Genomic DNA, 13171 nt, shown 5'->3' on the forward strand with positions numbered 1-13171 from the left:
GTATGAATCTTTCATCCCAGAAGAGCGCGATCGCACTCTCCGCGTCCGCGGCCGCGCTGCTCATGCCGGTTTCCGCGTTCGCCGAGGACGGCGCCGCCGGTGCGGACATCCTCATCCCTAAGATGGCGGAGTTCATCCCGGCGCTTATCGCCTTCCTGATTATCTGGATCGTGCTGGCCAAGGTCGCCCTGCCGGGCATCATGAAAACCATGGAGGAGCGCGGCAAGAAGATCGAGGAGAGCCTCGACGAGGCCGAGAAGACCAAGCAGGAGGCTATCGCCAAGCGCGCTGAGTCCGACTCGATCGTCACCGACGCCCGTCGTCAGGCTGCCGACATCGTTCTCGAGGCCCGTAAGGACGCCGAGTCCGAGCGTGCCCGTATCATCGAGGCTGCTCACAAGGAGGCCGAGGAGATCATCGCCAAGGCCCATACGACCGTCGAGGACGAGCGCAAGTCCATCTACGCCGGTGCCGCGAGCTCCATCGCCGACCTGTCCGTTGCCGTCGCCACCAAGATCGTGGGCGAGGCACTCGAGGACGATGCCGAGCAGAAGAAGCTCATCGAGCGCTACATCCAGGAAGCAGGTAGCCTGAATGCCGACTAGCCGCTATCAGGACAAGGTGCTCGAGACCTACGCGCGTTCCCTTTTGGAAGCCGCCAAGGCCGAGAACCATGTGTTCGAGGACCTCGAGATGATCGAGCGCTTGGCTTCTGCCAGCCCCGAGATCATCGCCGTGCTCGACACCATGTCCAAGCGCGACCAGCTCGACCTTCTTCCCAAGGTGGCAGCTGCCTTTAAGTATGTTGCCGAGGAAGACGAGGATGTAGTGGGCGTGACCGTCACCACGGCGATCCCGCTCGACGACGAGCTGCGTCAAACCATCACTAAGAAATGCGAGCAGGACTTCGGCCGCAAGGTATTCCTTATCGAGCAGGTCGACCCGTCTATCGTGGGCGGCCTGGTGCTCGAGGCCCGCGGCGAGCGTCGTGACATTTCCGTCAAGACGCAGCTGCGCATCGCGCAGGAGACCCTCGCAAACTCTGCTAATTCGTACGGAGGTGAAGCCTAATGTCCGAAACCCTCAATGCCCAGGATATCGCCAAGAAACTGCAGGAGCAGCTCACGAGCCTCTCCGCGACGGTCGATACGCATGAGGTTTCAACGGTCGACGAGGTAGGCGACGGCATCGCGCGCGTCTCCGGCCTCAAGAGCGCCATGGCAGGCGAGCTTCTGGAGTTCAAGAGCTCCGATACCGGTGAGACCGTCTTCGGCCTTGCCCAGAACCTTGACCGTGACGAGGTCGGCGCCGTTCTGTTTGGTGCCGTCGACTCCATCAAGGAAGGCGACGAGTGCCGCACCACTGGCCGCATTATGGATATCCCCGTGAGCCGTGCCATGCTCGGCCGCGTCGTCAATCCGCTCGGCCAGCCCATCGACGGCCTGGGCGACATCGTCGCCACGCACCGTCGCCCCATCGAGTTCAAGGCTCCCGGCGTCATCGATCGTACCCCGGTGTGCGAGCCGGTTCAGACCGGTCTGCTCGCTATCGACTCCATGGTGCCTATTGGCCGCGGTCAGCGTGAGCTCATCATCGGCGACCGTAAGACCGGTAAGACCGCCATCGCCATCGACGCTATCCTCAACCAGCGCGGCAAGGGCATGGTCTGCATCTATGTCGCCATCGGCCAGAAGGCCTCCACGGTTGCCAACATCCGCGAGACCCTCGCTCAGCACGGTGCGCTCGACTACACCATCATCGTTTCGGCCACCGCTGCCGATTCCGCCCCTATGCAGTACATCGCGCCTATGGCCGGTGCCGCTATCGGCGAGTTCTTTATGTACAACGGCGAGGACGGCAAGCCCGCCAGCGAGACCAACCCCGGCGGCCACGTGCTCGTCATCTACGACGACCTGTCCAAGCAGGCTGTGGCCTACCGTCAGATGTCGCTGACGCTGCATCGTCCGCCCGGACGCGAGGCCTATCCTGGCGACATCTTCTACCTGCACTCTCGTCTGCTCGAGCGTGCCGTCAAGATGTCCAAGAAGAACGGTTACGGCTCCATGACGGCACTGCCGATCATCGAGACCCAGGACGGCGACGTCTCGGCCTACATTCCGACCAACGTCATTTCCATTACCGATGGTCAGATCTACCTGCAGTCCGAGCTCTTCTTCCAGGGCCAGCGCCCGGCAGTCGACGTGGGCATTTCCGTGTCCCGCGTCGGTGGCGACGCGCAGACCAAGGCTATGAAGCAGGTCGCCGGCAACCTCCGTCTGGACCTCGCTTCGTACCAGGAGCTCGCCGGCTTTACGCAGTTCGGCTCCGACCTCGACGAGGCTACTCAGAAGCAGCTGACCCATGGTGCCCGCATGACCGAGCTCCTGAAGCAGCCGCGTTACGAGCCGTTTGAGGTTGGCGAGCAGATCGTTACGCTGTTCGCTGGCAACGAGGGCTTCCTGGATGACCTGGAGATCGCCGACGTGCTGCCTTTCCGTGCCGAGCTCATCGAGTACATGGACAATGGCTTTGGCTCGCTGCTCGACAAGGTTCGCGCCAAGAAGATCGATGATGACACCAAGGCTGAGCTCTTGCGCGTCATCGGCGACTTCAAGCAGCAGTTCATGGCCAAGCACCATTCGGATGTTTCTGGATCAGAGGAGAACTAAGCCCCATGGCCAACCTTCGCGACATTAAGAAGCGAATCTCCTCGGTTACCACGACCAAGCAGATCACGCGCACGATGGAGATGGTCTCTACGGCCAAGATCCGTCGTGCCCTCGATCGCTCCAAGCAGGCCGAGCCCTATAAGGAGGCGCTGACCGACGTCATGTTGACGGTCGCCGGCGACGCCTCCTGTTCGGGCACCGATCCCATGCTGCAGAAGCATGAGAGCGTCAAGCATGGCCTGATTGTCGTTATTGCCTCGGACCGTGGCCTTGCCGGCGGTTTCAATACGACGGTGGAGCGCACGGCCGAAAAGCTCGCCGCTTCTTGGGCGAACGACGGCATCGAGTGCGAGATTATCGCGTGCGGGCGTAAGCCGGCCACGTATTTCCGTGACCGCGCAAACGTCGTCATGCACTTTGAGGGCAACTCCTCTGAGCCCGATTTCAATCAGGCCCGCATGATCTCCTCTCATATCTGCGATGCGTATCGTGCCGGTGAGCTTGACCGTGTCGAGCTTGTCTACCACCACGCCAAGAACCGCGTGGATCAGGAGCTTCGCGTCGAGCATCTGTTGCCGCTCGACCCCGAGATGATCGCTATGGCCCACGGTCCGCGTAAGAACGAGACCGACGCCCCTAAGCGCATCTCGTCCACGTTCGAGTTCGTGCCCTCTCCCGAGCATGTTCTCGGCAAGCTTGTGCCGTCTTATATCCTGACGGTCATCTACCAGGCCCTGATCGATTCGGCGGCTGCCGAGCAGGGTGCACGCCGCAAGGCCATGCACTCCGCGACGGAAAACGCCACCGCGATCATCTCGACCCTTACCCGCACGTATAGTCGCGTGCGCCAGGCTTCGATCACGACCGAGATTAACGAGATCGTCGGCGGAGCCTCAGCATTGGAGGAACAGTAATGGCTAATAACACCGTAAAGCTTGCGGTCGAGGAAGCCACCAAGAAGACGACTGCCGGTGATGGTCGCATCGTGCGAATCATCGGCCCTGTCGTCGACGTCAAGTTTGACGGCGCGGTGCCCCCGATCTACAACGCGCTCACGGTCGAGGCCGAGACCCCGATCGGTCATCTGAGCACGATCCTCGAGGTCGAGAGCCAGCTTCCGGGCGGCGTCGTCCGCACGGTCGCCATGTCCTCGACCGACGGCCTGCAGCGCGGCCTCATCGCCACCGATACCGGTGAGCCCATGAAGATGCCCGTTGGTCCCAAGACGCTCGGCCGCATTTGGAACGTCATGGGCAAGCCCGTCGACGGCAAGCCCATGCCCGAGGTGGAGGAGTTCTACCCCATCCACCATGCAGCGCCCCGTTTCGACGAGCTCACCACCAAGACCGAGATCTTCGAGACCGGCATCAAGGCCGTCGACCTGCTCGAGCCCTACATCCGTGGCGGCAAGACAGGCCTGTTCGGCGGCGCCGGCGTCGGCAAGACCGTTCTGATTCAGGAGCTCATCAACAACCTCGCCCAGGAGCACGGTGGCACCTCGGTGTTCACCGGCGTCGGCGAGCGTACCCGCGAGGGCACCGACCTGTTCCTCGAGATGAGCGAGTCTGGCGTTATCGACAAGACCTGCTTGGTCTATGGTCAGATGAACGAGCCGCCCGGAGCGCGTCTGCGCATCGGTCTGGCCGGCCTTACCACCGCTGAGTACTTCCGCGATCGTGGCCAGGACGTTCTGCTGTTCATCGACAACATCTTCCGCTTCTCCCAGGCAGGTTCCGAGGTTTCCGCACTGCTGGGCCGTATGCCGTCCGCCGTTGGTTACCAGCCCACGCTGGCAACCGAGATGGGCGACCTCCAGGAGCGCATTACCTCGACCAAGACGGGCTCCATTACCTCCGTCCAGGCTGTCTACGTCCCCGCAGACGACCTTACCGACCCGGCGCCTGCCACGACGTTTACGCACCTCGACGCCACCACGGTTCTTTCGCGTAGCATTTCGTCGCTCGGCCTGTTCCCGGCTATCGACCCGCTCGCATCTTCCTCCGACGCTCTCGATCCCTCGATCGTCGGCGAGGAGCACTACCGTGTCGCCGTCAAGGTCCAGGAGCTCCTGCAGGAGTACTCCGACCTTCAGGACATCATCGCCATTCTGGGTATGGACGAGCTGTCCGAGGAGCAGCGCCTTACGGTCAACCGTGCCCGTAAGATTCAGCAGTTCCTCTCGCAGTCCTTCCACGTCGCCGAGAAGTTCACCGGCAACCCCGGTGTCTACGTCCGCGTCGAGGATACCGTCCGCTCCTTCGCCGAGATTGTCGACGGCAAGGCCGATGACCTGCCCGAGCAGGCTTTCCGCTATGCTTCCACGATTGAGGACGTGCGCGAGCGCGCCCGCAAGATGGGGGAGAAGTAGGTTATGCGTATCCGCATCGTGTGCCCCGTGAGCTGCGCCTATGAGGGCGACGCTGCGTTTGTGTCGATTCCGTCCACGGATGGCGAGTTTGGCGTTCTGCCTGCTCACTCCAGCGAGATCTGCACGATCGACCGCGGTTACGTTCGCGTTTCCGATAAGGCCATGGGCACTGTCGACCACACGTTTGCCGTGGCCGGCGGCTATGCCCAGGTTGCGGACGATGCCGTGACCGTTCTCGCCGAGCGCGCTTGCGATTTGGCGACCGTCGATGCCGACAAGCTTAAAGCTGATATTCAAGGTTTTGAAGAGAAGCTGGGTAATTTGTCGGAGGATGATGCACGCCGCGCCTACCTCTATAATGAAATCGCATGGTGTAAGCTCAAGCTTGCCCAATAGTCAAACGATTTAGCGTTCGACCATTTGCGAACACATCATGCCCGGGATGGCCCAGCCACCCCGGGCATGCTTTTTGAAAGGGTAGACCTTGGATATTATCCGCGTTGAGGGTGGCCACGCCATCGGAGGCTCCGTGCCCGTCTCGGGTGCCAAGAACTCCGCGCTCAAACTCATGGCGGCAACGCTTCTGGCGCCGGGCAAGACGACGCTGCAGAACGTGCCCGATATTTCCGATGTTCACGTGATGGGCAAGGTGCTCAAGGGCATGGGCGCTACGATCGATGTTCTCGACGAGCACACGCTCGAGATTGATACCTCTCAGGTCGATTCTTGGGAGGCCCCCTACGAGCTCGTTGCCAAGATGCGTGCTTCCACAGCCGTGATGGGACCCCTGCTGGGTCGCTTCCATCGCGCCAAGATCGCCATGCCGGGCGGCTGCAACCTGGGTGCTCGCAAGATCGATATGCACATTCTTGGTCTTGAGGCCCTGGGCGTTGAGTTCGATACCGCCCACGGCTACATCAACGCTAATGCGCCCCAAGGTCTGCGCGGTACCACCGTCACGCTCGAGTTCGCCAGCGTCGGTGCGACCGAGAACCTCATCATGGCATCCGTGCGCGCGCAGGGCACCACAGTTATCGACAATGCCGCCCGCGAGCCCGAGATCGTCGATCTCGCCAACATGCTCAACGAGATGGGCGCCAAGATTGTTGGCGCCGGTACGCCCGTCGTGACCATCGAGGGCGTGGAAGAGCTGCATCCTGTTACCCATCGCGTAGTGGGCGACCGCATCGAGGCCGGTACCTTTATCGTTGCCGGTGCGTTGATGGCCGACGATCGCGGTGTCGATGTCACGGGCTTTTGCCCCATTCACTTGGGCATGGTGCTCAAGAAGATGGAGCTCATGGGTATCGACTGCGAGCGCGTCGAGGATGGCGTCCATGTGAACCGTGCCAAGCGTATCAAGCCGGTCGACATCCAGACGCTTCCGTTCCCCGGCTTCCCGACGGACATGCAGGCGCAGATTATGGTGCTCTCCGCCCTTGCCGATGGTAGCTCCGTTATCACCGAGAACATCTTCGAGAATCGCTTTATGTTTGCCTCTGAGCTGGTGCGCATGGGTGCCGACATTCGTATCGAGAGTCATCATGCCATGATTCATGGCGTCAAGGGCTTCTCGGGTGCACAGGTTACCTCGCCCGATCTGCGTGGCGGAGCGGCCCTCGTCGTAGCGGGCTTGATCGCCGACGGGACGACCGAGGTTTCGGCCATCCATCACATCAAGCGCGGCTACGAGCAGTTTGTCGAAAAGCTGCAGGCGCTCGGCGCGCATGTCGAGCATGCTACCGTCCCCGATCCCGTCATCTACTAATACAGGTTGCCTATGTTTAATAAAAAGCCCCTCGCGGATACCACCGCCCGAAGACCCTCAACTGGTGCGCAGGCCAAGATCTACAGTCGCGATAACGTGGCTCGCTATTCCGAGCGCGCTCGCCAACGTCGTCGTAGCCACACGATTCGTCACGTCGCGCTCATTGTCGTGCTTGGCGTGCTGCTGAGTGCCACTACCGTTGCCGGCCTGTGGTTTGCCACCATTATGGGCAAGCTCGGCGATTCTAATGTCATTACCGACAATCTGCGTCGGGTTCTGGTTGACACCGATGAGGCAAAGGATCCGTTCTACGTGCTGCTTCTTGGCACCGACGGCCGTCCGGGCGAGGATACGTATCGTGCCGACTCGATTATCCTGGCACGCATCGACCCCACGCAAAAGCAGGCGACGCTCATTTCCGTTCCGCGCGACACCAAGGTCGAGTACAAGGGCGAGACCATGAAGATCAACGCCTGCCATACCGTTGGCGGCGCCGAGGCCATGGTCGAGGCGGTCAACGAGCTGTGCGGTGTTCAGATTTCCCACTATGCCGAGGTCAGCTTCGACGGTATGCAGGCGCTGATTGATTCGGTTGGCGGTATCGACATTAACGCAACCGATGATGTTGACGACCCCGAGCACCTGGATATTAAGATTACCGCTGGCCAGCAGCATATGGACGGTGCCACCGCCCTTACCTATGCCCGCTGCCGCTACACCTATGCCGACGGCGATTACACGCGCATGCGCCACCAGCGTCAGGTGCTTGGCGCCCTTGCCAACCAGATTCTCAATAACTTCGATGCCACGAAGATCTTTGGCCTGGTTAATTCGCTGTCCGATATGCTCGTAACCGATATGAGCGTTCAGGATATCGTGGCTACGGTCAACGCCATGCGCGGTATGGATGTCGACGGTATCTACTCGGCCAACCTGCCCTCGTACGCCGACGACAGCACCATGATCGACGGTGTGAGCTACGTCTTTGTCTACGAGGACGAGCTCAAGGAAATGATGGAGCGCGTCGATGCCGGCAAGGATCCCAAGGGTCCCAACACCATGGGTCTTTCCGACGGTTCCAGCTCTACGATCGGCGACCTGAACAACAACACGTCTGACGATTACGCAAACGGTACCGCAACCTCATCGGTCAGCTCTGACGATTCCGATGACTCAAGCGATTCAAGCGATTCGGACTACTACGAAGAGCCCACCGGCGACGGCAACGGCTACGAAGCTAACTACTAGAGTTACGCGGTTTTACCAAACCGCGTAACCGCTTGACGCTGCAAACCCGCCAGAGCGGCAATCTGCCTTTCAACTTCGGCGGCATGACCAAAAGGTCAATGCCGCCTTGTTTCAAGGCACCTTGCTCGCTCTGGCGGGTTTTCGCTGTCCGCGCCAAAACATCGGCGTTGCCGGAACACTTGGCACTTGGGGACGTTCCTTTTGTGCCGGCAGTTTGGGACACTCCTTGCGTTAAGAGGCTGGCGTGCGTCAACCTATTCTCGTTGCAGTAAAAAAATCGCCCCGTTCTTGGTTGAGGACGGGGCGATTCGTCTTTTGGACTTGTGCAGCCAGGCTTATGCAAAGCGGGCGACGAGCTCCTGGAGCACGTCGGTCATCTTGACGAGCGAACTGACCGGGACGAACTCGTTGACGCCGTGGTAGCAATAGCCGCCGGTGGAAAGGTTGGGGCAGGGCAGACCGCGGAACGACAGCTGAGCGCCGTCGGTGCCGCCACGAATCGGCAGCACTTGGGGCTCAACGCCGCAGGCAAGGTAGGCTTCCTTGGCAACATCAATAAGCTCGGGATAGTCACGAACGATCTCGGCCATATTTCGATACTGCTGCTTAATCTCGACTGTCACGCGCTCCTCACCCAGACGCTGGTTGAGCATCGAGGCGGCGGCATCAATAAGGTCGAGTTTCTGCTGGAACTTGGCGGCGTCATGGTCGCGGATGATATAGCGCGCTGTGGCGTGATCGACGGTCGCAGATACACCCTCAAGGTGATAAAAGCCCTCGTAGCCTTCCGTATACTCCGGGCGCTGCACGTAGGGGAGCAACGCGTTGAAGTCGCAGAACAGATTGCCTGCGTTGACCATGCGACCCTTAGCGTCGCCCGGGTGGATGGACTGGCCCTCAAAGCGGACGGTCGCCTCGGCGGCGTTAAAGCACTCCCACTCCAGCTCGCCGATGGGGCCGCCGTCGACCGTGTAGGCGTACTTGCAGCCAAAGGTATCGATATCCAACAGCTCGGCTCCGTGGCCGATCTCCTCGTCAGGGCAGAAGCAAATGCCGAGTGCGGGATGGGGCAGAGAAGGGTCCTGAGCGATACGTGCGACAAGCGACATGATCTCGGCGACGCCCGCCTTGTCGTCTGCGCCCAGCAGCGTGGTGCCATCGCTGCAGACCAGGTCCTCACCCGCGAGGTCGTTCAGGGCGGGAAGCTTGGCGGTACTCATGGCAACGGGCTTACCGTCAACCGTGCCGCAGATCAGGTCGCCGCCTTCGTAGTGTACGATGTGCGGCTTCACGCCGGCGCCCGGTGCAACTTCGGTGGTGTCGAGATGGGCGATCAGGCCCAGGGCGGGCTTGTCCTCAGCGCCCGCACTTGCGGGGATATGCGCGCAGACATAGGCGTGCTCGGTCACGTAGGCATCTTCCGCACCAAGCTCGCGCAGCTCTTCAGCCAGCACGTTGGCAAGGTCAAACTGAACGGCGCTCGAGGGTACCTGGTCGCAGTTTGCATCCTCGGACTGCGTGTTGATCTGGACGTAGCGCAAAAAGCGCTCGAGGACATCGGGGCTCGTGGTGGTGTTTTCCATAAAGACCGCTCCAATCTTGGTCGTCGTGTGCAACAAGAACTCTAGCACGGTATGCCACGGCATACCACGACGCTTGGATGGGGTAGAATCAGCCATTGAATGCAGAAGGGACGGAAGATCATGGATACGACAAATAGCTCGCGCGAACTACATCTGACGGTGGCGAACGAAGACTACTTGGAGTGCATGGTTCGCATTGAAAGCGAAGAGGGGGAAACCAACGGCGTGCGATCGGTCGACATCGCGCAGCGCCTTGGCGTCTCCAAGGCATCGGTCAATAAAGCGGTTTCGGCGCTCAAGGCATCCGAGCTTGTCGAGCAATCGCACTACGGCAAGGTGATCCTGACCGATCGCGGCCGCGAGGTTGGCACGGCTATCTGGTACCGTCATCGCCTCATCCGCACGTTTTTGGTTCAGGAGCTCGGTGTCGAATTTGAGCGAGCCGATTCCGAGGCCTGCATGATGGAGCATGCGCTATCCGAGGACACGATGAGCCGCTGGCTCGCCTATCTCGAAAAGCAGGGAATCAGCGTCGAGGAATAGCGGGATATATATGGATACGAGTTATTACAACCGCTTTGGTGCCGAGGAACTTACGCGCCGCTTGTCGAGCGAGACCTTGTTGGCGCAGGGTCCCATGGGCAGTGTTCTGTTGAGTGAGTACGATGCCGCCGACATTCCACCGGCGTTTTGGAATCTGGCAGAGCCGCAGACCGTTTCTCGTATCCATCGCTTGTATGTCGCCGCCGGCGCGCAGGTGCTCATTACCAACACCTTTCAGGCATCGAGCTATGCCCTCAAGCACGACCAGATTGCGCCGTCCGTGGCGGAGGTCAATCGCGGGGCTGTCGACGATGCCCGCCAGGCGCACCCTCAGCTGCTGCTGGGCTCGATGGGCCCGATCGGTATTGAGTGGTTTGCCGAGGACTCTGCCGAGTATCGTGAAATCCGAGGCATTGCGCGCGAACAGGCGCACGCCTTGCTCAATGCTGGTGTTGACGGTCTGCTGATCGAGACGGTGACGTCTATCCGTAATTTGCAGCCCATGCTTGCCGGCGCCCGAGACGCCGCCGACGGCATGCCTGTTCTGGTGAGTTTTGTCGTTGACGATAAAGGCGACCTGTTGGGCGATGGCCTCAACATCGAGGCAGCCGTTTTGTACGCCGAAAAACACGGCGCAAACTCGGTTGGTGTTAATTGCTGTTCGCTTGCGGCCGCGAACGCGGCGGTGCCCAGGATGGTTGCATCGGCGACTACTCCCGTCACGGTGCGTCCCAACGTAGGCGATCCGGTCCAGACTCAGGATGGCCCCGTATGGCACGAGAACCCCGAAGCTTTCGCGCGCGCATGCATCGAATGGAGACATGCCGGTGCCGCAATGGTGGGCAGTTGCTGTGGAACCACGGCAATCACTACGGCAGCGATGGCCGAGGCGCTCGATATATAAAGGGTAAAACCGCTCCATACGGGGCGGTTTTTTTTATTGCCTGCATGTCCTCGGCAGCATTTGCCCAAATGGTGAATGCTGGTGCCGGCAGGTTGCCGAGTGCATGTTGCGGGTATACCCCATGCGTACCATGATCCAAACACTGTGAGGTGTCTGCGCGTGTGCGCGATAATTCATTTTGGAACTGACGGTTGGCGCGCTCGCGTCGATGAGGACTTTACTGCCGATAACGTTGCCCGTATCGCCGATGCCGTCGGCGAGTTGTGGCAAAAGACCAATCCGGGCAAAACGGTATATATAGGGTTCGACACCCGGCCCCTGGCGAGCGAGTTCGCTGAGCTTGCGGCGGGCGTGCTAGCAGCGCACGGGCTGGACGCCGTGCTCGCTTCGCGACCTGTTCCGACCCCTGCCCTTACGTGGGCGGCGGCTTATGACGGTGAGGCGTGCGGCGCGCTCATGGTGACGGGGTCCCATCATCCGCAGGGTTATCTGTGCCTCAAGATTCGCATGGGTGACGGCTCGACCGCCAACCAGGATGTCATCGAAGAGCTCGAAGAGACCATGGCTCCCGAGCCAATGGGGATCGAAGGGCAATATCGCACCGCGGATATTATTCCTGACTATATGCAGGCGGTGGCATCGTTTGTCGATGCCGAAGCCATCCGCGCCGCGCACCTGCGCGTGGTCGTCGATCCCATGGGCGGCGCAGCCCAGGGCTATCTAGCCGACTTGCTGCGCGAGCTTGGCGTTGAGGTGCACGAGATTCACGCCGGGCAGGCGTCTGACCAAGAAGATATCTGCCCCGACCCCGTTGAACCGTGGGTGGACGCTTGCGAGCGCACGGTTATCGAGGACGGAGCTTGCGCTGGCCTGGTGACCGACGGCGACGCCGACCGTATCGGCGCGGTTGACGAGCGCGGCAGATATATACATCCGCATCAGATCATGGCGCTCGTTTTGGGCGACTTGGTTCAATTTCGTAATTTGGAGGGGCGCGTCGTCGTCAATCTTTCATGCTCGACGCTCGTGCGTCGCATTGCCGAGGCGCTTGGCTGCCGCGTGACCGTCAAACCAGTCGGTTTCAAATATATAGCGGCGGAGATGAAGAAGGGCGGCGTCCTCATGGGCGGCGAAGAAGCCGGTGGTATCGGCATCGCCGCGCATATGCCCGAGCGCGATGGAATCCTCGCCTGTCTGATTCTGTGTGAGCTTATGGCAAAGACGGACGCGCCTTTGGGCGTTCTGGTCGACCAACTCGAGGACAGTTTTGGTAAGACGAGTTACGGTCGACGCGACTTGCGCCTTGAGGCCGAAGATGCCGAAACGTTACGAACCCTGCTGCCGGGCGTAAACCCCAAGTCGATTTGTGGCAAGGTGCCGCAAAACGTTAGTCATATGGACGGCTTGCGTCTGTCATTCGAGGATGACACGTGGCTGCTGGTCCGTCCTAGCGGGACCGAACCAGTGGTGCGCGTCTACGCCGAGGGGTTCTCGGTGGAAGAACGTGATGAGTTGCTCGATGCTGGCTGTGCTTTAGCTAGGGGGACGTATCCGCTTTAACCATGAGACTGCCTTATATAAAGAGATGCTCGGCGAGCGGTAGTTAACGGCTGGCAAACGTTAGTCGGATCACAAGATGTGTAGGAAATGTGTACGCCCAGATTCCCGCCCGCGGGACCCCTCCGGTCTGGCAATATATCTCCTTGCCGCGCGGCCCGGTGGAACCGGATGAGCCGCGGGGCGTGCACCTTGAGAACCGGATACTGCGAGGATGGACACACCAGATGTGTCGCATCCGGGCAGACATCGAACCATTTGAAATGGTCTAACTTGGATTTGTTTTTCGCAAGGCCGCCGAGAGGCGGCCCCGAGAAATTCCTTTTCCTATCTAATAGAACCATATGAATCGAACGGAACCGATCAGCGATGAACTGAGAGGACCGGACGGGCTCGAAGCCCATATATTTTGGACGGAGAGTTCGATCCTGGCTCAGGATGAACGCTGGCGGCGCGCCTAACACATGCAAGTCGAACGGCACCTATCTTCGGATAGAAGCGAGTGGCGAACGGCTGAGTAACACGTGGAGA

General features: G+C 60.3%; 12 protein-coding genes and 1 rRNA gene. 12 read left to right on the plus strand and 1 reads right to left on the minus strand.

What is annotated here, in order from left to right:
* Positions 1–2: 2 nt before the first annotated feature.
* From atpF to AAAX72_RS06375, 8 genes are all read left to right on the plus strand, one after another.
* The gene (gene atpF, locus AAAX72_RS06340) at positions 3–605 is read left to right on the plus strand and encodes a F0F1 ATP synthase subunit B (protein WP_006235712.1); all 603 of its coding nucleotides are present in this window, start codon (positions 3–5) and stop codon (positions 603–605) included.
* Positions 595–1071, plus strand: a complete 477-nt coding sequence (locus tag AAAX72_RS06345; RefSeq protein WP_006235713.1) for a F0F1 ATP synthase subunit delta — start codon at positions 595–597, stop codon at positions 1069–1071. Before atpF ends, AAAX72_RS06345 begins: the two co-directional genes overlap by 11 nt.
* Positions 1071–2669: a F0F1 ATP synthase subunit alpha gene (atpA, locus tag AAAX72_RS06350; RefSeq protein ID WP_349129613.1), complete on the plus strand. Its 1599-nt coding sequence runs from the start codon at positions 1071–1073 to the stop codon at positions 2667–2669. Before AAAX72_RS06345 ends, atpA begins: the two co-directional genes overlap by 1 nt.
* Before the next feature lie 5 nt (positions 2670–2674).
* Positions 2675–3583 carry an ATP synthase F1 subunit gamma gene (gene atpG, locus AAAX72_RS06355; RefSeq protein WP_006235716.1) on the plus strand — a complete coding sequence of 303 codons (909 nt, stop codon included), beginning with the start codon at positions 2675–2677 and terminating at the stop codon, positions 3581–3583.
* Positions 3583–5037, plus strand: coding sequence for a F0F1 ATP synthase subunit beta (gene atpD, locus AAAX72_RS06360; protein WP_006235717.1), 1455 nt, complete (start codon positions 3583–3585; stop codon positions 5035–5037). The genes atpG and atpD overlap by 1 nt, the downstream gene beginning before the upstream one ends.
* Before the next feature lie 3 nt (positions 5038–5040).
* Positions 5041–5433, plus strand: coding sequence for an ATP synthase F1 subunit epsilon (gene atpC, locus AAAX72_RS06365; RefSeq protein WP_349129614.1), 393 nt, complete (start codon positions 5041–5043; stop codon positions 5431–5433).
* 88 nt (positions 5434–5521) lie between these two features.
* Positions 5522–6805, plus strand: coding sequence for a UDP-N-acetylglucosamine 1-carboxyvinyltransferase (gene murA, locus AAAX72_RS06370; RefSeq protein WP_349129615.1), 1284 nt, complete (start codon positions 5522–5524; stop codon positions 6803–6805).
* A 12-nt stretch (positions 6806–6817) separates the two neighbouring features.
* Entirely contained in the window at positions 6818–8053 is a 1236-nt protein-coding gene (locus AAAX72_RS06375) for an LCP family protein (protein ID WP_349129616.1), read from the plus strand.
* A 335-nt stretch (positions 8054–8388) separates the two neighbouring features.
* Here AAAX72_RS06375 and pepT read toward each other — a convergent pair whose 3' ends face one another.
* Entirely contained in the window at positions 8389–9636 is a 1248-nt protein-coding gene (pepT, locus tag AAAX72_RS06380; protein ID WP_349129618.1) for a peptidase T, read from the minus strand.
* A gap of 120 nt (positions 9637–9756) precedes the next feature.
* Between pepT and AAAX72_RS06385 the strand changes: the two genes are divergently transcribed.
* From AAAX72_RS06385 to AAAX72_RS06400, 4 genes are all read left to right on the plus strand, one after another.
* Positions 9757–10179 carry a metal-dependent transcriptional regulator gene (locus AAAX72_RS06385; RefSeq protein WP_040359600.1) on the plus strand — a complete coding sequence of 141 codons (423 nt, stop codon included), beginning with the start codon at positions 9757–9759 and terminating at the stop codon, positions 10177–10179.
* 10 nt (positions 10180–10189) lie between these two features.
* Positions 10190–11083, plus strand: coding sequence for a homocysteine S-methyltransferase family protein (locus AAAX72_RS06390; protein ID WP_035138801.1), 894 nt, complete (start codon positions 10190–10192; stop codon positions 11081–11083).
* Positions 11084–11242: 159 nt separating this feature from the next.
* Positions 11243–12643 (plus strand): phosphoglucomutase/phosphomannomutase family protein, encoded by a 1401-nt coding sequence (locus AAAX72_RS06395; RefSeq protein ID WP_117799130.1) that lies wholly within the window; start codon positions 11243–11245, stop codon positions 12641–12643.
* A gap of 407 nt (positions 12644–13050) precedes the next feature.
* Positions 13051–13171, plus strand: a 16S ribosomal RNA gene (locus tag AAAX72_RS06400); the annotation flags it as partial.

Source organism: Collinsella sp. CLA-ER-H8 (genome assembly GCF_040092335.1).
Taxonomy (GTDB): Bacteria; Actinomycetota; Coriobacteriia; order Coriobacteriales; family Coriobacteriaceae; genus Collinsella.